Here is a 21971-nt window from a genome sequence, read left to right as displayed (position 1 = left end):
TTCGTTTTTCGTTCTTCGTTTTTCGTTCTTCGTTTTTCGTTTTTCGTTCTTCGTTCTTATTCGGAACCGCCTCCGTGCTTCACGCCCCGCAAAACCTGCAAACTCCCACCTGCATGGAGTGTCTGAGTGACCGTCTGGAAGCCCGACTTTGACAGCAGTTGGGGCAGATCGGTTTGAATGAATTGCCAGGCGGTTTCGGTTTCAAATAGCCAGAAAAAGACGGCTAGACCCGGCATATAGAGCGGATTCGTTGGCTTATGCACATCAATGGCTGCAAAAATGCCGCTGGGTTTTAGCACGCGATAGCATTCTTTGAGAATTTGCCGAAGCTGGTCGGGCTGCATTTCGTGCAGGGCAGCGCTGGTGTGAACGAGGTCAAACTGATCATCGGGAAAGGGCATATCTTCTGCCCAGGCCTCTACAAAGGTTGCCTTGGGAACATTCTGCTGGGCGCGGCGAATGGACAGCGGAGACGCATCCAGCCCAGTGACCGGCAGAGCGTGCTCATCAGCGGACTGCGGAAATCGCTCCACGAGAAATCGAGTCGTCTGCCCGCTGCCACAGCAGAGATCGAGAACCTGCGTGTTTTTGTCAAAAGATAGCCCCGCCAGCGCAAGCTGCCGAAATCGGGCCTCGCCGCCCACTGCCACGGCCGCCAGACGGGAAATGCTGTCGTAGAGCCACTGATGGCGATAGCTCAGATCTCGCAGGATCGTTGCCAAACCTTACCCCGCCGTGCTGCTCAGCAGATTCCAGTGATTATTCTCGGCAACAGCCCGGTTTACTAGGCTAAACATCCGCCAGCAGTGATTATCGCTTTTGAGCGGCAGTTCTTCGTTTTTGACCACCACATTCATGCGGACTTCGTCCTCAGGGGAGGCGATCGCCGTTTTATCGATCAGCACTTCCACCGTGACGAGTTGGGCATAGGTAACGCCACCGGGTTTCTCGCGGGCTACCATGTAGTCCTCACCGTCGTAGATCACCGCACAGTTGCAGGATTGGAGCACGTCCTCCAGCAAATGTCGAAAGCGATCGAGCGGCGTTGCAATCGTGAACAACTGGGTATAGCGAGCCATAGTAACCTCGGACACGCAAGTGCAATTAAAAAATGATAGCAAACTCATTCAGCCAACTGTCAAACGACAGCGAGGGTAGTCGCCTAGCGGGGCTTGCAGAGCGTTACACTTTGCCGGACAATCCAGAACGCGATGCCCTAAAGCGAGACGCAGTGAGCGGCAGACTGTGCCGAGTGCGGCGGCTGTTGATAAAGAAATTAACATAGCGAATTATTGGCGCATTCTACCATGCCCTTTTTTGAATAAAACGGTTCTGCTGTACAGAATTCAGCAATTTTTTGTCTCTGATTTGAGCGCTGTTGCTCCGTCGCCCAGTTTCGGCTGAAAAGTATCCCTTGATCAATGCAAAATTTACTCGATTTGCTGAAACTACAGCCCTCTCCTCTGCCTAACAAAGGGATGCTCATCGTATTTGAAGGAGGCGAAGGCAGCGGCAAAACGACGCAACTGGGGCGATCGCACGATTGGCTCATGAACCAGTTTGATGGCAGTTCCTTTACGGTTGTAAAAACGCGAGAGCCAGGAGGTACAGAACTGGGGCAGCAGATTCGGAAACTGCTGTTGCATCCCGATTTGGCAGAGCCAACGCAGGATCGGGCAGAATTGCTGCTGTTTGCGGCCGATCGGGCGCAGCATGTGGAGGGCTTTTTGCGGCCGGCGTTGCAGCGGGGGGCGCTAGTGCTATGCGATCGCTTTACCGATTCCACCGTGGCATATCAGGGCTATGGGCGCGGACTCGATCTGGCGCTGATTCATCAGCTTAACCAGATTGCGACAGGTGGGCTAGAGCCAGACCTAACGCTGTGGCTAGATGTAGACGTGACCACGGGCCTCGGCCGGGCCCAGCGGCGGGGCAGCGCCGACCGCATGGAACAAAACCAGGTGGAATTTCATCAGCGGGTGCGACAGGGATTTTGCGACTTGGCGGCGGCGCACCCCCAGCGAATTCGGCGGGTAGACGCAAACCGCAGCGCCGACGAGGTGTTTCAGGACGTACAGCAGATTTTGCAAGAGGCGATCGCCCAATGGTGCAGCCCCTAACGGGTTCCGTTGATCCAACTAGTAATACAACCAGGGCATTTGCAAATCTCGTCGGCCAGCCGCAGGCCGTCGAGCTATTGCAAAGCGCCCTCCAGCGCGATCGCATTGCACCGGGCTATCTGTTTGCTGGGCCAGCGGGCGTGGGGCGCAGCTTGGCGGCACTAGGCTTTGCCGAGCGACTGCTGGCGCGTCATCCCCAGGAGCCATTTTCAGCCGTCCGCCAGCAGCGCATCGCCCAGCGCAACCATCCCGATTTTCTCTGGATAGAGCCGACCTATCTGCACCAGGGCAAGCGGCTGTCGGCGGCCGAGGCGGCAGAACAGGGCATCAAGCGGCGATCGCCCCCACAGATTCGCCTGGAGCAAATTCGGGAGATCGCGACCTTCCTTGGTCGTCCGCCGCTGGAAGCGCCCCGCGCCGTCGTTGTAGTGGACGATGCCCACACCATGGCCGAAGCCGCCGCCAATGCCCTGTTGAAAACCCTGGAAGAACCCGGCCGCGCGACGCTGATCCTGATTGCGCCCAGCGTGGAGTCGCTCCTGCCCACGCTGGTCTCGCGCTGCCAGCGGATTCCCTTTCGCCGCCTCAGCGCCGACGATTTAGCCACCGTTTTGCAACACCTGGGGCACGATGAGATTTTGCAGCATCCGGACCTGCTGGCGCTGGCCCAGGGCAGCCCCGGCGAGGCGATCGCCCAGTGGCAGCAACTCCAGACCGTGCCGCCTGACTTATTGCAAACCGCACTCCAAGTTCCAACGACGATCCGTGCCGCGCTAGAACTTGCCCGCAGCATCGACCAAAACCTGGATTTGGAAGCCCAGCTTTGGCTGGTGGACTACGTGCAGCAAGCCTACTGGCGATCGCAGCAGCCCGCCATCCACCTGGAACGTTTGGAAACGGCTCGTCGTCACCTGCTGGGCTACGTGCAGCCGCGCTTGGTGTGGGAAGTGACGCTGATGGAAATCGCGGCTGCTGAATCCCCACCCTAGTGCAGTGTCATGGTTTAGCTTTAGGGTGATGCCTTGGCTCGTAGTCAGCGCTTCAGCGCTAAAGCACTGACTACCAACCTAAGTCCTAGCTATGACATAGCACTAGAGAAAACACACGCTAGATGTAGGGGCGCTTGTTCAAAAACTGCGTCTGAATTCTGCAAACCTGAGATAGAGTTAAGTGTTCCAAATTAGTGTCTTAAATTTAGAGTCCCGACTCAGCATCCCCTTCTGCCCAGTTTCGGTTGGTAACTCGAAATCTGCCCCTTGAAACGAATCCCGCCGCCATGACTTTGCTCTCGATTCTCTTTGGGCTGTTTTTCCTCAGCGTGCTGGGGCTGTATTGGTCAGCGCCAGGGCGATCGCTCAAGCTGTGGGTGCTGCTAGCCGCCAGCCTGGTGTTCTATAGCTCGCTGCAATTTCAATACGTGCCGCTGCTGCTGGTGATGATGATCATGACCTATCGCATCGGCATCGGGCTGAGTGCGCCCATCGACTGGCGGATCGAGAACGAAAACTGGCAGTTTGCCCAGCATGACTGGAACCGTCGGCGGCTGCGGCTGCTGATTATTGGCATTGGGCTGAATGTGCTGCTGCTGCTGGGGTTCAAGTACATTCCATTTTTTGGGGCGGTGTTGGGCAACTGGCTCAAGCTGCCTGCGCTAACGACGGGGGCGGCCACCCTTGGGCAAACCCTCATCGCGCCGCTGGGCATCAGCTACTTTTGCTTTGAGTGCATTGCTTACCTGGTGGACGTGTATCGCGGTGCGCCTGCTACCTTCGACTGGCTCAAGTTTTCAGCCTACAAGCTATATTTTCCCAAGCTGCTGTCGGGCCCGATTACCCGGTTTCACCCACTAGCAGCGCAGTTTCAAGCCCAGCCATCGCTGACCACGCCCCAAGTCGCCGAGGGTCTGTGGCTCATTGCCTGTGGCGCAGTGAAAAAGCTGCTGATTGCCGACCATCTGGCCACGCTGGTCAATCTCAGCTTCGACAACGTAGCGCGGGCGGGCAGTGGCGACCTGTGGCTGGCGATCGCCGCCTACGGGTTCCAGCTTTATTTCGACTTCAGCGGCTATGTCGATGTGGCGCGGGGCCTTTCTGCGCTGCTGGGCATCACCTTGCCGCAAAATTTCAACTTCCCCTACTTCAGCGCCAGCATTGCGGACTTTTGGCGACGCTGGCACATGACGCTGGGCGACTGGCTCCGCAACTATCTGTATTTTCCGCTGGGGGGTTCCCGCCAGGGATTGGTGCGAACCTGCCTCAACCTAATGGTGGTGATGATTATCGCCGGACTCTGGCACGACGCAGGCTGGGGCTTCATCGTCTGGGGAGCGCTGCACGGGCTGTTCTTGGTGGTGCATCGCCTAGCGGACGCACTGAGCGAGCGGTGGGGTTGGCTGAGGGCAGGTTGGAAGAGTGTACCAGGAACGCTGCTGGGCTGGGGACTGACGCAGTTTTCGGTATTGTTTGCCTGGATCTTTTTCCGGCTGCCCAACCTGCAAGATTCGCTGCTGGTGGTGCAGCGGCTCTGGGGCCACCCCGCCGACGTGCAGTTTGCCCAAAAGATTTATATTGAGACGTTTCAGAGCGATCGCCTCCATCTCTCACTCCTGCTGCTGGCCCTCTTCGGCGGTATGACGCTGGTGTATGCCGTCAACCGCTGGCTCAAGTTGCAGCTCAACTGGCCCGTCAAGCTATTGCTGGTTCCCCTCTGCCTATTTGCGGCCTGGCTGCTGGCTCCCAACGAAAGCCCGCCTTACATTTATTTCGATTTTTAACGTTTAGAAAATCCGGATAGTTTTTGAGAAAAGTCAAAAGCCGCATACTTTTTCTCAAAAATCTAAAGGCTTTGTAAAAGCTAGGGGTTTCCGCTAGAAAAAGGGCGATCGCCCCTGCGATTCTAGAGGGTATGAATTGGCAGTGCCTCGGTAAATCTGTTGAGCGCTTCGGCTTACGCTTAGACGTAAGAAAATGCTTCACAGATCAGAACGTGTAAAGGTTTCTCCCTGTTGATGACTCCTGCCAATTCTAATTTTTAAGATCCGCTCGTTTTCGAGTGGCGAACGCCTTTCTCGGCGTTAGTTTCTGACGAAAATCCAGCGCTGAACACTTGAAATGAGATAGCCCCATCCATCTTCGAGATAGAGGGCTTATTTCTCATGGATAAATCTTGGAAAAGCCTCATAAACGCCTTATTAAGGCTCACAAACGCCTTATTAAAAAGTGCGTGTGGGCAATTATTTGACCCTGATTGACGGACTTAGAGCATCGACGGTATCTACCCATATCTGCAATTTTCTCACCCCTTCCACGTCAACTCATTTTTGGGAATTAAGAGTAGTCATGGCTGTTATTGATAACGTAGATACCTTTGAGAAACTGCTTGCCGCCATTAACTCCACCAATTCCAACGGCCAGGCAGACGAAATCAGAATTACGCAAAACATTGTTTTAACCAACGCCCTGCCTTTTATTCGAGAAGATGTCAGCCTGACGATTCGAGGCATCGGCGAGGGCATTACGCTTAGCGGCGATGCCAATGGCAACGGCATTAACGATGAAGGCGATGTCCGCATTTTCTTCATCGAAAGCGGTCAGATAACGCTGGAAAACTTAACACTGACGAATGGCCGGGCCCAGGGCGGCGATGGGGGCGGCGGCGGCGCAGGACTGGGCGGCGCACTGCTGATTTATGACGGCAATGTCACAGTCAACAATGTCACCTTTAGCAATAACCAAGCGATCGGCGGCAACGGGCTGACGGGCGCAGGGCGCGGCGGGGGTGGCATGGGGGGCGCGGGCGGCATTGCGTCGGCGGCCGGTGGCGCGGGGGGCGGCGGCGGCTTTGGCGGCCCCGGTGGCAACGGTGGTTCAGACGGCGCGGGCGGTGAAGGTGGCCCCAGCACCGGAGCCAGCGGTTCCCTCAGTAGCGCCAGCGGCGGCCGCGGCGGCGACAGCGCAGGCTTGACGGGCGGGGGCGGCGGCTCAGGGGCCAATGGCGGCTTTGGCGCGGGTGGCGGCGGCGGCGGCGGCTCCACCACCAACAACGGCGGCAACGGCGGCAACGGCGGCTTTGGCGGCGGCGGCGGCGCGGCTTCTCCGGCAGGCGGCAACAACAGCAGTCAGGGCGGCGCGGGCGGCTTTGGCGGCGGGGCGGGCGGCGGCGGTTCGTTGAATAGCGCAGGCGGCTTTGGCGGCGGCGGCGGCTTTGGCGGCGGCGGCGGCGGTGGCGCAGGCTTTGGCGGCGCAATTTTTATTCGCTCTGGCTCGCTCACGATTACCGATAGCCTGTTTTTGGATAACCTCGCTCAGGGCGGCACCGGGCCCGGCGGCAACGGCAGCGGGCTGGGGGGCGCAATTTTTGCGCTGGATCGGACGACGAACCCCAACGGCAACAATGCCAACATGCCCAGTACACTACCCACGATTACCGCGTCGGGCCTGTTTGCACGGGGCAATCGCTCCAGCAGCAACCCCAGCACCAATAACATTTACGGCAACAGTGGCGTGGTCTTTCGCGTGCCGCCGGAGGTGCTGTCGGTGGCGATCGCCCCACCCGCGCTGACCAATGCTAGCAGTGTCTCGTTCACCGTCACCTTCAGCAAATCCGTCACGGGAGTCGATCCCACGGACTTTGAACTGGTGACGACGGGGGCGATCGCCAATGCGTCCATTACCAGCGTGACGGGCGGTGGCAATACATTCACCGTTGCCGTCAGCACCGGCACAGGCAGCGGCACGCTGGGGCTGAGGGTGCTAAACGACAAGACGATTAAAGATGCGGATGATGGCGTGCTGCTGGCTCCGTTTACTGGAACGCCCCGCTACACCATTGATAAAACCGCACCCACGGCCGATATTGTTGATGTTACGCCCGATCCCCGCCCTGGCATTGCGGTGGATACCATCACGATTCGGTTTAGTGAAGTCATCCGCAATTTTGACCTGTCTGACCTACTGCTGAGCCGGGATGGGGCGATCGCCCCGCTGGTGGCCGCAACCCTATCCACCATCGACAATCAGACCTTTACCCTGCGCGGGCTACAGTTTTCAACGGGTCGAACAGGCCGCTATCAACTGACGCTGGATGTCAACGACATCACCGACTTGGCGGGCAACCCGCTGGCCCAGGCCGCCTTCGAAACCTGGCAAATGTCTTTCGACGACTTGAGATTCCCTCAACCTGAGGATATTCCCCCTGCGCCAAATGGCAACTTGGGCACGCCCGTCCTGTTCCAACTGGGCAGGCGGCCGCAGCGGATCAATGGGACCAACCGCGCCGATCGCCTCAAGGGAACCAACAAGAGCGATCGCATTCTGGCTCGTGGCGGCAACGATACCGTCAAGGCCCTGGGCGGCAACGATTTAGTCAGCGGGGGCGCAGGAAATGATGTGCTGCGCGGCGGCAATGACGGCGACCAGCTTGTAGGCGGCGTAGGCGACGATCGCCTGTTTGGGCAGGCCGGCGACGACGTGCTGATTGGCGGGCTAGGAAACGACACGCTGGCGGGCGGCGGCGGCAAGAATATGTACGTGTTCAATAGCCTCAACGAAGGCATCGACACGATTCTGGGCTTTAGCCAACTGGATGTGATTGACCTGCGGGGCATTTTCAGACAGCCTGCGTTTGGCGGCAGCGGTACACCGTTCCAGCGGCTGCGGGAGTTTGTCAAGCTGGCACAAGCAGGCACTGCAACCCAGGTGCTAATCGACTCAGACGGTGCGGGCGAAGGCAAGGATTTCGTGGCGATCGCCCAGCTCAACAACACGTCGATCAACAGCCTCAGCACGCTGAACTTTGTAATCTGACGGTCATTTAACGTCGGTCTAATGCAAGGCTGCTGAAATAAGCTAGCCGTTTGTAGCGACTTCAGTCGCCCTATTCACGGACGTTTGTAGTGGCGACTTCAGTCGCCCTATTCACGGCTAGCCCCTCAGAAGCAGGCTAAAGCCTGCACTACAAACAAAGCCTGCACTACAAGCCGGGGGCAGAACTTCCGCCCCAGAATCATGGGGCCATCATGGGTCGCGTCTCATACGCCTGTCAACCGTTGATAAATCGCGGTTGGCAGGCGACGATTTCCGCTGCCATTCTGGAATTCGTCGATTTTTTTATTTTGTTCTCGGATGCGGCGCGACAGGAGGCGAATAATGTTGACGGCAATGCTGGGGGTTTCTTCGATCGCCTCATAGAGCTGCTGCTGGGTCAGCGTCAGACACTCGCAGCGGTCAATCGTAGTGACAGAGGCAGAGCGCGGCTCCGCGTCAAACACCGACATTTCCCCAAAGCACGCGCCCTTTTCGAGTCGAGTAATTTCCCGATCAGCCAGGTGAACGCGAACGCTGCCTTTGACCAGAATGTAGAGCGATCGCCCTTCCTGCCCCTGGCTGACAATAGTATGCTGCGGCGGAAATTCCTGCTCATCCATAATGGAAGCCAGGCGCACCAAAAAGTCGTCCCGCAGTTCTTTGAAAATGGGGACCCCGCGCACAAACAGGAGGCGATCAACGCTTGTCAGCATACCAACTTAAACCCTGCATCAACCCAAACCACCTAGCATCCATTCGGAAATGCCCTATACTCTGTGGGTGGGCTGCTGCGTGTTGTCTGTTCCATCCGTAGGTTGCCCATGCAGAGAATTCTATTCATCTTTTGTCCAGAAATTTCGCTGAATCACGACCGAAAGGAAAATTTACAGCCGACACCAGCCGGAGTGCTTCCCGGCGGAGTTGTCCATTGAAGGAAGATCGATGTGAACGTCTATCGAATCGCATTGAACCGATGTTGCACTCGCTGAGTTCGCTGAACTCGCTGAGTTTACGAATGAAGTCTGCCTGAAAAAAAGGGATCACGTTGGCTCCCAGCCCATCGGCAAATCTGGCGGGCGGGGTGGGTTGAAACGCGGCGGCGGGTCGGGCGGTTTTGCAGGATGGGCGAGGATCTTGCCGTTGCCGTTGTGAGTTGAAGCAGCACTGTACTTCTGCAACAATTGCTCGACTTGGGCAGCGACGAGTCGATTGGGGTCACGACTGAGCATGGGCAGCAATTCCCGCAGGGTGCGCGGCGATGCCACTTCTAAGTAAGCCACTGCCGCCTCCCGCACAAACCCTGTAGGATGGTGCAAACAGGCAATAATCTGAGCGGGCATGAGGCTCCACCGCTGTTCGCGGGCCACGTGGACGCTGCAAGCCAATCCCCAGTCGGACAGAAAATGCCGCAGATCGAGCAGGTGTCGGAGGCGATCGCTCGGCGACAGGGGTTGATAGTCTACAAACTCATCCAGGCTTTCCAGCTTTTCCAGATCGGGGCGGCTATCGAGAATGCTTAGCAGCGCCCGCTTGCTCTGGATATCGAGCGTGTTATCTAGGATTTCTAGCCCCCGCGCCACGCTTTCCGAAGAATGGGATTGCAGGTTAAACGCGGCGGCTTGAATGGCGCTGGAGGGATACAGCAGCCGCATTAGTAGGAAGAGACGCTGTCGGGCATCGTCTTGCAAATCGCTGAGGGCGCGGCGCAGCAGGTCGGCGGCTTGCCCCGGCACCCGCTCTGGCGGCAAATCCAGTAGACAAGCATAGACCTGCCCAATCAGCATTAGCTCCAGGTTGATCAGTTCCTCTACGCCGCTCCGCCCCAATTCGTCGGCGACTGCATCAATGCCAACTTCATTGGGAATTTTTAGCAGGGTTCGTAGAATCGTTCGGCGGCTGGGCCCCCAGGCGGTTTCCAGGTTGCGAACCAGAGCGCGAACCGCGTCGGGGGTGCCAATGCGCCCCAGCGTTTTCCAGGCGCAAGTGCGAATGATTTCGGGTTTGTAGGTATCTTTGCCCAGGGTTACTAGCAGGGGAATCGCGTCGTCGCCCAGGCGAGTCAGCGCCTGCATCGCGGCTTCGCGGGTCGATTTGAATTGCAGGGCCCGCAGCAGCGAGGGGTAATATTCCTCGGTGCGGGTGGCGGCGATCGCCTCTAGCAGGGCACAGCGCACCCGCAGCGACTCATCCCGCAGCAGCGGCTCGATGTAGATTCGCAAGGCTTGCAGGTACAGCGCCTCGCCCAGCGCCCGACAGCCCATTACCCGTTCTCGTTCGCGCTTGTGGGTCAGCATTCGCCGCAGCGTGTCGGTGGCTTCGGCTCGCTGTTCGGGCGTGCCCCGCCGCAACATCAGGGATGCTGCCGTGCCGCGCACTTCGGGATCGGCGGACGGGTTGAGGTAGGGGCGTAGCCGCTCGATATCTGGGTCGGGGTCGGTCAGCCAGATATAGCGCAGGGCGATGGAAAGCACATCGGGTGGTAGCGGTTGTTCAATGAGCGATCGCACCAGCGGCAAAAACAGCGGATTGGGATTTTCCGTCATCACCAGCAGGCTCTGGCGCTGGAGCGCGGGCGAAAAATCGGACAGCATCGGAGCCAGTACCTCGCCCACGCCCTTGGGATCAATGTGGGCTAGTAGCTCAATGCAGGATTGCTTGTCGGCATCGGTTCCTTTGCCCAGCGCATCGATCACCGCCCGCTTAAACGTCCGCAGATCTACATCTGACAGGCTGAGTTCGCCCCGGTCGGCACTGATCACAAGTAGATCAACGTAGCGCGATCGCAGCAGCCACACCGTCACAAACCACAGCGCCCCGCACAGCATAATCTGGAACATGAACACCAGGCTTTCGGCATCTTGCAGCGCAGCCGCGTCGCTGCCGTTAAAAATGCGCTGACACAGCCACAGCGTCATCAACATGCCCACGCCCGTCAGCCCAGAGGAAAACGGCTCGGCAATGCCCCGCACAATGGACTGCACACGGCTGCGAACGTTATCCGGCACAGGCTGAAACAGAATTGGGCCGGTACTGGCCAGCACGGTATAGCGCAGCAGTTCATCGGCAAATTTCAAAATCACCATGCCGATAAACAGACTCAGCCAGCCCATCATCGATACCAGGCTGATGATGAAGATCAGTGCAGGCAGGGCCATCGTCACCACAAATACGCCCAGCCGCTCGATCGCCCGACTGGAGACAAACCACTGCACGAGTAGCTCAAACGTCCCCAAAATCGCGCTGAAAAAGGCCAAAAAGTCGGCAAGCTGCTCGCCGCTCACCCGTCGCTCTAGCTGCGCCAGATATTGAAAATCCAGCAGTAGCCATAGCACCTGCGCCATCACAAAAAATGCCACCAGCAGAATCACATACCGCTGGAGCGGTCGCCGCAGTCGGCGCGTGGTGAAGTCGGGCTGGCGCTCTTGCAGCAGTCGCCGGGGCGAATCAGGGAAAAACTGGCTGTAGGAACGGCTGAGGCGATAGAGAATGCCTGCCCCGATCATCAGCATGACTCCCGCTAGCAACACCACGTTATTTAGCCCGACGAGCGATCGCAGCAATGGCAGCGACAGCCCACTCAGCACATCCGCCAGCAGCACGCCGCTGCTAATCATGGGATAGGCCCGCTTGATTTCGCGAATGTTGAACAACTGGTTGGCAGTGATCGAGGTCGTCAGCTCATTGAGGACATAAATCGCCTCCATCCAGAGCCGCATCAGAAACACGCTGTAGCCCATCATCAGGGGCATCGCCAGCCCCAGCCGAAACAGCGGCAGCGGCAGCGCCATCAGCACCGCGATGACTACAATTACTTGGCGCAGGGGCAGAAACTTTTGCAACAGCGAGTAAAAGAAGCCCAGAACCGTGCCGATGCCTGCACTGACGATATAGATCCAGGGCAGCGAGTTTGCACCATATTCATCCAAAAATAGGGCAGCAATGCTGACCTCTAGCCACAGCACGCCAATCGACGTGGCAGTGTAAAAGGCAAACATCAAAAAGGTGCGCTCGCTTTCCTCTGGCCGCAGATTGAGCCATTGCAGCAGCGTCCGTCCGGCGGGAAGCCGGGATTTCTTTGCTGAGGTTGTGCGCGATGATCCACCCGTCCGTGCCATGATGCCCAGGGAACTTGTGAAAGAAGCGATGCCTGATACAGCATTTTCTTGCGGGGTGAGGCACATGCTGCCCTCACGAGGCAAGGGCTTATTGACCATCCGTGTGCCTCACTAGCTTCAAAAACGCTGTATCTGCCTTACATCTTACGCAAGCTGGGAAGGTCTGGAGCCGTTTTCCCCATTTTCTGAAGCTTGTTTGCTGGAGTCTGGCTGGCCAGACAGCAAAAGCTTGAAGCAGAATTTGAACATGGGTCACTCGGTTCCTAGGGACTGCCTTCAGCGTTCCCAAAACGGGCTGGAACCGATCCAGCAAAACACAACCTGAAATTTTCTAGTGATGGGGCAACCCAAAGTTACACCCTGCGACCGATTAAAACCTCTGATTGTTGGCTGAGACACATTATTCATGGGATCTGATAGAACTGATTTGGTTCGTTTTTGTTCATTCACCTGTGGTAAAGTGCCGACTGTCTGAAACGCAGGCAGTGCTTTGCTTCCGAGCCGCTCGGATGTTTTTCTACACACTTAAACCCCTACGAATGAGGAGCTACGAATGTACAAGAAGCTAGTTGCTTTGGTCTGCACGCTGGGTTTGGCAGCCATGCTGGGCGCTTGCGGTGGTGGCAGTGAGCCTGCTGGCACCGAATCGCCTGCTGGCACTGAGTCGCCCGCTCCTTCGCCAACGACCACGCCGTAGTTTGTTGGGAGTTAGCCTGCCATTTCGCATTCACCGTCTACTCATCGCTTGTCTGCCTATCGCTGGTATTGGCTAACTCAGTGCATTCTCGTGTTCTAGCTTCATTCACCTGACGTTTCATCTCGATCAGCTATCCACGGCGATCGCCCCTCTGGAATTCTGGCAATACGGGTATTCCAATGCGCGTATGCTGAGAGAGGCCTCTGCCGTGGATTTTTATTGGTCAAGACCCATGCACCTGCTGCAATTCAGCACCTCCCACTATTGCCGCAAAGCTCGGCTGGCGCTGGGCTATAAGCAACTGCCATTCACGGTGGAAAATCTGACCCCGGGGCTGCACGCGCTGAAGCTAAAGCCGCTGACGGGGACTACCACCGTGCCTGTGCTGCTGCCAGCGCTAGAGGGGCAGCCGGGGGCGATCGCCGACTCTAGCCACATTTTTGAATTTCTCGACCAGCACCAGCCCGACCCGCCCCTCTATCCTGCCGATCCGGTTCAGCGCAGCCAGGTGAAGCAGCTTGAAGACTGGCTCGACGAGAGCGTTGGTGTTGCTACGCGCTTTGTTTACTACGACTATCGCGCTGGCGAGGGCAAGGCCATCGATCCGTCGCTGATGAGCCAGGCCGTGATTGCCATCGTGCGCCGACAATATGGCATGAACGCGGCGCGGGTCAAGCTGGCGGGCGATCGCCTTGCCGACGCGCTCACCTACCTCCAGCAGCACTGGAAAGACCGCGAATATCTGGTGGGAACCCAGCTCACCGCCGCCGACCTCGCCGCCGCCGCCCTGCTCAGCCCGCTGGCCCTGCTGCCCCACTATCGGGCGGCCCATCCCTGGCTATTTGAGAAAATCGCCGCTGTGCATCAGCGCTGTGGAGAACCCCTGCCGCCGGGGTTGGCTTAAATTTAAGCTAGCCAAGTGCGAGTCGCTGACCCAGATTGCCTTTGAAATTTCTAAAATGCTCTACGTCGTTGCTACGCCCATCGGTAATCTGGAAGACATGACCTTTCGGGCAGTGCGGATTTTGCGGGAGGTGGAGGCGATCGCCGCTGAGGACACGCGCCACACGGGCAAGCTACTCCAGCATTTTCAGATCACCACGCTGCAGATCAGCTATCACGACCACAACCGCACCAGTCGCCTGCCGGAACTGCTTGCCCGCCTAAAGCAGGGACAGTCCATTGCGCTGGTCAGCGATGCCGGAATGCCAGGAATTTCCGATCCGGGCTATGAATTGGTGGCAGCCTGCGTCGAGGCAGGGATTCCCGTGGTGCCAATTCCGGGAGCCAGCGCCGTGGTGACGGCCCTCAGCGCCGCCGGACTGCCCACCGATCGGTTTGTGTTTGAAGGATTTCTCCCCGCCAAGGGCAAAGAGCGGCGCGATCGCCTCGATGCGCTCCAGTCCGAATCACGAACGCTGGTATTTTACGAGTCGCCCCACCGCCTGCGGCAAACCCTGGCGGATTTTTCGGAAACCTTTGGCGGCGATCGCCCTATTGTGCTGGCGCGGGAACTGACCAAACTGCACGAAGAATTTTGGCGCGGCACGGTGCAGGAGGCGATCGCCCACCACGAAACCCGCGACCCCCAGGGCGAATACACCGTCCTGTTGGCCGGCAGCATAGCCGCCCCCGTCGTTTTGTCGGAAGCCGCCCTCAAAGCCGAACTCGCTGCTCTGATACAGCAGGGACTCTCCCGCTCTCAGGCCAGCCGCCAGCTTGCCCAGCAAACCCAACTCCCCCGCCGCGACCTCTACCAGTTGGCCCTAACGCTGCCGGATTAAGCAACGGGATGTGCAACGTTGCTGATTCCCCTCACCCTTAATCCCTCTCCCAGAGCGAGAGAGGGACTTCAAGCCTTCCCCTTACTTCCCTGCTTGCGACTTGGGAAAAGGGGTTGGGGGATGAGGGCAACCTGCTAGTCTTCCAGCGCCGCCAGCAGCGCCTCGCCCATCGCCTTGCAGCCCACCAGAGTCATGCCGTCGGACATAATATCGCCCGTGCGGTAGCCCTGGTCGAGGACTTTGAGGACGGCCCGTTCGAGGCGATCGCCCGCCTCCGGCTCGTTCAGCCCATAACGCAGCATCATCGCCGCGCTCAGTACCTGCGCCAGGGGATTGGCCTTGTCCTGCCCTGCGATATCCGGGGCAGAGCCGTGGACGGGTTCAAACAGGCCGGGGCCCGAGGAGCCAAGGCTGGCAGACGGCAACATGCCGATACTGCCCGTCAGCATAGCCGCCGCGTCGGAGAGAATATCGCCAAACAGGTTGCCCGTAACGATCGTGTCGAACTGCTTGGGATTTCGCAAAAGCTGCATAGCCGCATTGTCCACGTACATATGGGTTAGCTCTACGTCGGGATAGTCGGCCGCCAGCTTCGTGATCGTGTCGCGCCACAGTTGCGAAACTTCCAGCACATTGGATTTATCTACGGAGCAGAGCCTTTTGCGGCGCTTGCGGGCAGCTTCAAAGGCGACGCGCCCAATTCGCTCTACTTCCGACTCGGTGTAGACCATCGTGTTTACGCCGCGCCGTTCACCCGTTTCGCTGGTAAAGATGCCCCGCGGCTGCCCAAAGTAAATGCCGCCCGTTAGCTCTCGCACCACCATAATGTCCACGCCGTCCACCACCTCGCGCTTGAGGCTGGAGGCATCGACCAGTTGCGGCAAAATGCTAGCGGGGCGCAGGTTGGCAAACAGTTCCAGCCCTGCCCGCAGCCCCAGCAGGCCGCGTTCCGGCCGCTGGTCGTTGGGCAGCGTGTCCCATTGATAGCCGCCAATCGCCGCCAGCAGCACGGCATCGCTGTTTTTGCAGAGTTCCAGCGTGTCAGCGGGGAGGGGACTTCCCGTTGCGTCGATGGCTGCCCCACCCAGCAGCGCCTCCTGAAACTCGAAGCGGAGGTCAAGCTGTTGCCCCACTTTTTTGAGCAAATCGACCGCCACCGCAATGATTTCGGGGCCGATGCCGTCGCCAGGGAGGAGGGTGATGCGGTAGGTCTGGGTCATAGTTCGGGAGTCTGGGGTTAGAGATTAGGGATTCAGTCTGGGCGTTGGGTGGAGACGCACAGCGATCGCCTATTTTACCGCTCAGCGGCCCTGCAATGACCTACAGGCGGCGCTTCAAGACCAGCAGCGACAGATTATCCAGCACGTTTTCCTGCCCCATGTGCTGGCGCACGTCCTGAATGACGGCTCGGTGGACAGCGCTGGCTGGCTGGGTCCAATGCTGACCCACGACGCGATAGAGGCGATCGAGACCATACATTACGCCATTTTCATCCAGGGCGCTGGGCAGGCTGCTGGTATATAGCACGATGCCATCGCCCGGTTGCAGTTCAACGGAGGCGCGTTTGGTGAAGGCGGTGATGTCAAACTCCAGCCCCAGCGGCAGAATCAGGTCGGTCATGCTGACCCGCTCGACGCGCCCCGAAGCCCTTACCACCACAAGATCCTCATGCTGCCCGCTGACGCTGAGGCTGCCGTTGAGATAATTCAGCACGGCCAGGGTCAGTTGCTGTTGAGCGCTGAGGCGCTCGATGTTCTTATACAGCGTCCGGTTCAGCGTTTGCAAAAAGCGCACCGAACTGCGATCGCGCAATTCGGCCAGCGTCCGCACGGCCGTCTGCACCATCAGCATCAGCACGCCACTTTCCAGACCGCGCCCGCCCACAATGCCAACGCTGAGGGTGACAATACCGTCCGTTTCCACCACGTCGAAATAGTCGGTGCTGTCTTCATCGGTCAGATCAGTAAAGGCTGACACGTCCAGCGTTTGAATTGCGCTCAAATCTTCTGGCGTGGGCAGGATCATGTCCTGAATCTGGCGCACCACGTCCAGTTCGGCCGCCATTCGCAGGTTTTCTTGCTTGAGTCGCTCGTTCAAATCCACAATTGCCGCGTTGGCTTGGGCCAGTTCTGCTGTGCGCTGCTGTACCCGGTCTTCCAGGCTATGATTTGCGTCTCGCAGCGCTTGTTTAGACTGGTCGTTTTGGTACAGCACGGCGCACAGAAGCAGCGTCGTCAGGGCGATTGCCGCGATGCACGACTGAAGCAGCAGCAGCGACTCGTTCATTGAGCTGCGGGTAAAGGAACCCAGGCCCTTCGCTGTGCTAACCACCGCCAGCAGAGACAGCAACACCATCATCAGCGTGGCCCCTGGCGACCGAAACCGAAACGCCGCCCACACAATCACCGGAATCAGCAGATACTCCACTGGGTATTTGTCCACCAGCGCCACTTCGCTGATGCCAATCACCAGCACCACCATGACGGCTGCCTCTAGCCAGTGCTGCCGAATGGCGTTGCGAAACTGGAACAAATCGAGCGATCGCGTGCTGCTCCAGGCCAGCAGCAGCGGGGCCACCAGCACGATCCCAAAGGCATCGCTCAGCCACCAGGTGATAAAGATCTGGCGATAGGCGGCCCAGGGCGCTTTGCCAAAATTGCAAACCAGCGCCGCGCAGATCATCCCAATCGGCAGATGGCTGAGGAACGCCGCCAGGATAAACCGCACGACATCGGCCGGCGAGTCTAGCGGGGAGCGAGATTGGGTGAGGCGATCGCTCCACACTGCCGCAATAACTTTGCCCAGCGTGGCGATGAAGGTGACGGCGATCGCCAGCATTAGGCTGTTGGTGCTTTCCCAACCCTTAAAGAAGATAAACTCCAGCACCAGAATGCTGGCAAAGATGCCAAGCCAGAGTTCGACTCCGTAGGCGAGCATCGCCCCCACCGCAATGCCGCCTGCAAACCAGACGGGCGTGGAGGCGGCGTCGGGCAGTGTGGCGTAGGCAATTGAAAACTGAGCCGCAGCGTAGTATGCAACAGCAACAGCGCCCTGTTTCCAAACATAGGCGAGGCCGGGCTGTGCGAATCGGAGAGGGCGGGGGGAAATCACCGATCGGGCGGGAAGGGTCACAGATTTTTATAGAAGGTAAGCGTTGGGGCGTGTGGTCAAACTCAGCCAGCCGCAGGCTAATCGCAAGATCATCCGCAAAGCTAAAAAAAGACCTGGGCGATCGCCAGCTACTGCTATGTTGGCGCTAACAACAGTGCTGATGCTTGCACAATACCCTAAGGTTGGATTTAAATCTGCCAGAGCTACAAGCTTTTTCGCAAGATGTTTGCAAAACTGCCCCGGTTTTCTGCATTTTTTGGGAGATATCCGGGAGAGTCCACGACCTCCGTCCTGGTCTAAGATTGAGTACAGCTTCTTACAGATGCCGTCCCCTCAGCTATTCCGATGGATTCGTCTCTTCCTGCTGACTTGTCTAGTCCTAGCGATCGCCCTGCGGTCGTGCTGACTTCCCATCTCCGCAAGGTCTATCGCACGGGCTTCTGGCTCAACCAAAAAGTCCCAACCCTCAAAGACTGTTCGCTGCAAATCTACGAAGGGGAAACCTTCGGGCTGCTGGGGCAAAATGGCGCAGGCAAAACGACGCTGCTGAAAATTTTGCTGGGGATTATCCGACCCACGGCGGGGCGCGGGCTGCTGCTGGGTAGACCCCTGGGCGATCGCGCTGTCAAGCAGCGGGTCGGCTATCTGCCCGAAAATCCTTACCTCTATGACTACCTGACCGGGCGCGAGTTTTTGCAATATGCCGCCGGGCTGTTCCAGATTCCTGCCGACGTGCAGCGCAAGCGTATTCCCGAACTGATTGACCTAGTGGGTCTGTCGCGGGCTGCTGCGGAGAAAAAGCAGCTCCGGCAATATTCCAAGGGCATGTTGCAGCGCGTCGGCATGGCCCAAGCGCTGATTAACAATCCCGAAGTGGTGTTTTTAGATGAGCCGATGTCGGGACTTGACCCGCTCGGCCGCTATCAGATCCGCGAGATTATTCAACTGCTCAAAGACCAGGGTAAGACGATTTTTTTCAATAGCCACGTCCTGTCGGATGTGGAAAAGGTGTGCGATCGCATTGCCATCCTGTGTCAGGGCGAACTCATTGCCATCGGCACGCTGACAGAGCTGCTGGGCACTGCCGACCGCTATTTCGTCAAAGTCAGCGGCAGCACGCCCAACGTTTTGCAGCAGTGGATTCCCGACCTGGAATTCAAAGAGGGACTGTGGCAGGGGCATTTGCACGGACACCCACAGGACTTTATCGCCAGTCTGGAGCTAATGCGCGGGCAGTTGGTGGGGATGAACCTGGCGCGGCGATCGCTCGAAGAGTTTTTTGTCGAGCAGGTGAGCCAGCGCAATCCCAGCGGCGAGCCAACTCAGCTCAAGCAGTAGTATCACACCTCCCAGAGGGTTGATGAACGAAATGGCTGGGAGCCTTGCCAACGCTTGACCGCCAATCCAGAATCGAAAATCCAAAATCGAAAATCGACCTAAGGCATCCTGCTGGGGTCAGGCAACGCCCTCCTTATCCAGCGTCACGGTCAAGAAACCGTGTTCCAGCACTTCCTGGGGATTCTTGGTCGAGGGCATCGTCATCAGTCGAGCAACCACACCCGTCCAACCCGTCTGGTGGCTTGCGCCGATGCCCGCGCCGTTATCGCCGTGAAAGTATTCATAAAACAAGATCAGGTCGCGCCAGTGCGGATCATTCTGAAATATCGAAGTCTCGCCGTAGACCGGGCGCTCTCCCTGCTCGTTGCGTAGAAAAATGCGGCTGAGGCGCAGGTCGATTTCGTTGGCAATGTCCCATAGCGTCAGCCAGTTGCCCGATCCAGCAGGGCACTCGGCCTTGAAATCGTCTCCATAGTAGGCGTACATCTTGCGGAGCGACTGGCTAATCAGGGAGTTGACGGGCATCCAGATGGGCCCGCGCCAGTTGGAGTTGCCGCCAAACAGGTTTGTCGAAGACTCTGCTGGCTCGTAGTCCACGCGATAGGGCGTGCTGCCCACGTTGAAGATATAGGGGTGGTCTTTGTGATAGCGAGACAGGGCGCGGATGCCATAGTTGCTGAGAAACTCCGATTCATCTAGCATTCTCTGCAAAATGCGGCGGAGCTTGTCCTCGCTCACGGGAGACAGTAGGTGACGACCTGCAACGCCGAGTTTGCGCGGATCGCTGAGATTGTCCAAATGCTTGGCATATTCCTGGGTAAACCGGGCGACGTGAGCCGCAAACACGGGCAGCTTTTTGAGAATGCCTTCATCAAAAACAGACGAGGCAAACAGCGGAATGAGGCCCACCATCGATCTCACTTTGAGGCGCGTGGCGTAGCCGTTGGGAAACCGCAGCAGGTCGTAATAGAAGCCGTCATCTTCGTCCCATAGCTCATCGTCGTTTTGCCCGATGCGATCCATCGACCCGGCAATGTACATGAAATGCTCGTAAAATTTGCAGGCCAGTTCTTCATAAACCTGGTTTTCGGTGGACAGTTCCAGGGCGATCGACAGCATATCTAGGCAAAACATGGCCATCCAGCCCGTGCCGTCGGCTTGTTCTAGCGTGCCGCCCGTGGGCAGGGGGGCGCTGCGGTCAAACACGCCGATATTGTCCAGCCCCAAAAAGCCGCCCTCGAAGACGTTGTTGCCGGAGGAATCTTTGCGGTTGACCCACCAGGTAAAGTTCATCAGCAGTTTGTGGAACATGCCTTCCAAAAACGGGCGATCGCCCTTGCCGTGGTTCCGTGCCTTGTCGATTAGATACACCTGCCAGGTCGCTGTGCAGTGGACGGGCGGATTCACGTCGCTAAAGTTCCACTCGTAGGCGGGAATTTGCCCATTGGGATGCAGATAAACCTGATGGGTCATCAAGCGCAGTTGGTCTTTGGCAAACGCCATATCCACCGCTGCCAGCACCAGCGTATGGAACGCCAGATCCCACGCGGCAAACCACGGATATTCCCATTTGTCGGGCATGGATAAGATATCAGCGCTCTCCAGATGAAACCACTCATGGTTCCGCAAGGGAATCCGCGTTTTGCAGTCGGGCGGCAAGATTTCGTCATGCAGCCAGGCCCGCACGGGGTAATAGTAATACTGCTTTGTCCAGAGCATCCCCGCGAACGCCTGCCGCATGACGTTTTGCTGATCGTCCGACATAAATTCGGGAATGATCTCGGCATAGAACTCGTCTGCTTCGGTGATGCGAGTTTGCACAAGTTCGTCAAACGCGGAGCCAAATTCGAGTGATGCTGACTCTGGCGGGCGATCGCCCAGTTTCAGCCGGATCACCTCCGCGCCTCCGGCTGGAATTTTGAGAACGTAGTGGAATGCAGATTTAGTGCCTGTTTTTTCAGGGTTCACAGCATCCGCTTCGCCGTTGATTACATAGCGATGAAACGCATCTTTGACATAGGGCGAGGCGTTGGGCAAACCAAACACGCGCTCTCGGTTGGTTTCGTTTTCCGTAAACAGGGCAGGAACGGGGCGATCGCCATACAGGTAGCGCGTTCCCAGGTCTGGATGCAGAGCGGCGATCGCCTGCTCGTTCACCTGATGAATCTGGGGCTTGGGTGGCGGTTCGGGAAACCAATCCCAGGTATTGCGAAACCACAGCGTCGGCAAAACGTGCAGCGTGGCGGCTTCGGGCCCGCGATTGTGGACTGTGATTTTGATCAGCAGTTCCTCTGGGGTCGCCTTAGCGTATTCCACAAACACGTCAAAGTAGCGCTGCTCATCAAATATGCCTGTGTCAATTAGCTCATATTCCATCTCCAGGCGGCTGCGGTGGCGATTGGTCTCCACCAAATCCATGTAGGGGAACGCCGCCTGCGGATATTTGTAGAGAAACTTCATGTAGGAATGCGTCGGCGTGCTGTCCAGGTAGAAGTAATACTCCTTCACGTCTTCGCCGTGGTTGCCCTCGCTGTTGGTTAGCCCAAACAGCCGCTCTTTCAGAATCGCATCCTGCCCGTTCCACAGCGCCAGCCCAAAGCAAACCTGCTGCCGATCGTCAGAAATGCCGCCTAGCCCGTCTTCGCCCCAGCGATAGGCCCGCGATCGCGCCTGGTCGTGGCTGAAATAGCCCCAGGCATCGCCCGTCTGGCTGTAGTCTTCGCGGACGGTGCCCCACTGCCGCTCGCTGAGATAGGGGCCCCATTTTTTCCAGGCAGCGGTTTTTGCGTTTGCAGCGTCGAGCCGCTGGGCCTCAGCTTTTGAAGGATTGGCTGCCATACCGCTTGATCGGCTCCTGTACGTTCAAAGATGCCAGCGCATTCTATCGCGGGACGAAATCAGGAGCCTGCTTCAGAGAACACAAGCAAAGGAACTGCGCTGGGGTAGAGTCAACGTCTCAAAAAATATGACGTTCGCCCCCCACTTTTGCCCACAAATATTAG

At 57.8% G+C, this 21971-nt stretch carries 15 protein-coding genes; 8 read left to right on the top strand and 7 right to left on the bottom strand.

All coding sequences use genetic code 11. The annotated features are described in order from the left end of the window. Positions 1-56: 56 nt before the first annotated feature. Together IGS16_RS11315 and IGS16_RS11310 are read right to left on the bottom strand one after the other, a co-directional pair. On the bottom strand, positions 57-722 hold the full coding sequence (locus IGS16_RS11315) for a class I SAM-dependent methyltransferase (protein ID WP_297085495.1): 666 nt from the start codon (positions 720-722) through the stop codon (positions 57-59). A gap of 3 nt (positions 723-725) precedes the next feature. Continuing rightward, a complete protein-coding gene (locus tag IGS16_RS11310) occupies positions 726-1094 on the bottom strand; it encodes a hypothetical protein (protein ID WP_297085493.1) in 369 nt (122 codons plus the stop codon). Positions 1095-1478: 384 nt separating this feature from the next. Here IGS16_RS11310 and tmk point away from each other — a divergent pair, with 384 nt between their 5' ends. From tmk to IGS16_RS11290, 4 genes are all read left to right on the top strand, one after another. Beyond that, complete coding sequence (gene tmk / locus IGS16_RS11305; RefSeq protein ID WP_297085491.1) at positions 1479-2120, top strand: dTMP kinase; 642 nt, start codon at positions 1479-1481, stop codon at positions 2118-2120. After that, positions 2105-3109, top strand: a complete 1005-nt coding sequence (locus IGS16_RS11300; protein WP_297085489.1) for a DNA polymerase III subunit delta' — start codon at positions 2105-2107, stop codon at positions 3107-3109. The genes tmk and IGS16_RS11300 overlap by 16 nt, the downstream gene beginning before the upstream one ends. A gap of 287 nt (positions 3110-3396) precedes the next feature. Continuing rightward, entirely contained in the window at positions 3397-4893 is a 1497-nt protein-coding gene (locus IGS16_RS11295; RefSeq protein WP_297085487.1) for an MBOAT family protein, read from the top strand. Positions 4894-5458: 565 nt separating this feature from the next. Next, positions 5459-7924: a calcium-binding protein gene (locus IGS16_RS11290; protein ID WP_297085485.1), complete on the top strand. Its 2466-nt coding sequence runs from the start codon at positions 5459-5461 to the stop codon at positions 7922-7924. 224 nt (positions 7925-8148) lie between these two features. Here the strand turns inward: IGS16_RS11290 and IGS16_RS11285 are convergent, their stop codons facing one another. Together IGS16_RS11285 and IGS16_RS11280 are read right to left on the bottom strand one after the other, a co-directional pair. Then, a complete protein-coding gene (locus IGS16_RS11285; RefSeq protein WP_297085483.1) occupies positions 8149-8637 on the bottom strand; it encodes a Crp/Fnr family transcriptional regulator in 489 nt (162 codons plus the stop codon). A 327-nt stretch (positions 8638-8964) separates the two neighbouring features. Continuing rightward, positions 8965-12039 (bottom strand): HEAT repeat domain-containing protein, encoded by a 3075-nt coding sequence (locus IGS16_RS11280; RefSeq protein WP_297085481.1) that lies wholly within the window; start codon positions 12037-12039, stop codon positions 8965-8967. 553 nt (positions 12040-12592) lie between these two features. On the opposite strand from IGS16_RS11280, the gene IGS16_RS11275 reads away from it, so the two are divergent. The 3 genes from IGS16_RS11275 (at position 12593) to rsmI (ending at position 14520) form a co-directional block, all read left to right on the top strand. Continuing rightward, the gene (locus tag IGS16_RS11275) at positions 12593-12736 is read left to right on the top strand and encodes a hypothetical protein (RefSeq protein ID WP_172355351.1); all 144 of its coding nucleotides are present in this window, start codon (positions 12593-12595) and stop codon (positions 12734-12736) included. A 232-nt stretch (positions 12737-12968) separates the two neighbouring features. Next, positions 12969-13640, top strand: coding sequence for a glutathione S-transferase family protein (locus IGS16_RS11270; protein ID WP_297085479.1), 672 nt, complete (start codon positions 12969-12971; stop codon positions 13638-13640). A gap of 55 nt (positions 13641-13695) precedes the next feature. Then, complete coding sequence (gene rsmI, locus IGS16_RS11265; RefSeq protein ID WP_297085477.1) at positions 13696-14520, top strand: 16S rRNA (cytidine(1402)-2'-O)-methyltransferase; 825 nt, start codon at positions 13696-13698, stop codon at positions 14518-14520. Between the two features lie 134 nt (positions 14521-14654). On the opposite strand, the gene leuB is transcribed toward rsmI, so the two are convergent. After that, entirely contained in the window at positions 14655-15740 is a 1086-nt protein-coding gene (gene leuB, locus IGS16_RS11260; RefSeq protein WP_297085475.1) for a 3-isopropylmalate dehydrogenase, read from the bottom strand. Between the two features lie 100 nt (positions 15741-15840). Further along, positions 15841-17652: an MASE1 domain-containing protein gene (locus IGS16_RS11255; protein ID WP_297085474.1), complete on the bottom strand. Its 1812-nt coding sequence runs from the start codon at positions 17650-17652 to the stop codon at positions 15841-15843. Positions 17653-17976: 324 nt separating this feature from the next. On the opposite strand from IGS16_RS11255, the gene IGS16_RS11250 reads away from it, so the two are divergent. Next, positions 17977-18969 carry an ABC transporter ATP-binding protein gene (locus tag IGS16_RS11250; RefSeq protein WP_297085472.1) on the top strand — a complete coding sequence of 331 codons (993 nt, stop codon included), beginning with the start codon at positions 17977-17979 and terminating at the stop codon, positions 18967-18969. Between the two features lie 117 nt (positions 18970-19086). Here IGS16_RS11250 and IGS16_RS11245 read toward each other — a convergent pair whose 3' ends face one another. After that, a complete protein-coding gene (locus IGS16_RS11245; RefSeq protein WP_297085470.1) occupies positions 19087-21807 on the bottom strand; it encodes a glucosidase in 2721 nt (906 codons plus the stop codon). Between the last annotated feature and the right edge of the window lie 164 nt (positions 21808-21971).

Source organism: Thermoleptolyngbya sp. C42_A2020_037, from assembly GCF_015272455.1.
GTDB lineage: Bacteria > Cyanobacteriota > Cyanobacteriia > Elainellales > Elainellaceae > Thermoleptolyngbya.
Note: the sequence above shows the minus strand (reverse complement) of the source record. Positions and strands in the feature narration are given on the sequence as shown.

What these genes read in the sequence shown, in the direction of transcription:
- IGS16_RS11275 (WP_172355351.1), top strand. Translation starts at nt 12,593, where the DNA reads ATGTACAAGAAGCTAGTTGCTTTGGTCTGCACGCTGGGTTTGGCAGCC.
- IGS16_RS11290 (WP_297085485.1), top strand. Translation starts at nt 5,459, where the DNA reads ATGGCTGTTATTGATAACGTAGATACCTTTGAGAAACTGCTTGCCGCC.
- leuB (WP_297085475.1), bottom strand. Translation starts at nt 15,740, where the DNA reads ATGACCCAGACCTACCGCATCACCCTCCTCCCTGGCGACGGCATCGGC.
- IGS16_RS11285 (WP_297085483.1), bottom strand. Translation starts at nt 8,637, where the DNA reads ATGCTGACAAGCGTTGATCGCCTCCTGTTTGTGCGCGGGGTCCCCATT.
- IGS16_RS11280 (WP_297085481.1), bottom strand. Translation starts at nt 12,039, where the DNA reads ATGGCACGGACGGGTGGATCATCGCGCACAACCTCAGCAAAGAAATCC.
- IGS16_RS11270 (WP_297085479.1), top strand. Translation starts at nt 12,969, where the DNA reads ATGCACCTGCTGCAATTCAGCACCTCCCACTATTGCCGCAAAGCTCGG.
- IGS16_RS11250 (WP_297085472.1), top strand. Translation starts at nt 17,977, where the DNA reads ATGGATTCGTCTCTTCCTGCTGACTTGTCTAGTCCTAGCGATCGCCCT.
- IGS16_RS11245 (WP_297085470.1), bottom strand. Translation starts at nt 21,807, where the DNA reads ATGGCAGCCAATCCTTCAAAAGCTGAGGCCCAGCGGCTCGACGCTGCA.
- tmk (WP_297085491.1), top strand. Translation starts at nt 1,479, where the DNA reads ATGCTCATCGTATTTGAAGGAGGCGAAGGCAGCGGCAAAACGACGCAA.
- IGS16_RS11295 (WP_297085487.1), top strand. Translation starts at nt 3,397, where the DNA reads ATGACTTTGCTCTCGATTCTCTTTGGGCTGTTTTTCCTCAGCGTGCTG.
- IGS16_RS11300 (WP_297085489.1), top strand. Translation starts at nt 2,105, where the DNA reads ATGGTGCAGCCCCTAACGGGTTCCGTTGATCCAACTAGTAATACAACC.
- rsmI (WP_297085477.1), top strand. Translation starts at nt 13,696, where the DNA reads ATGCTCTACGTCGTTGCTACGCCCATCGGTAATCTGGAAGACATGACC.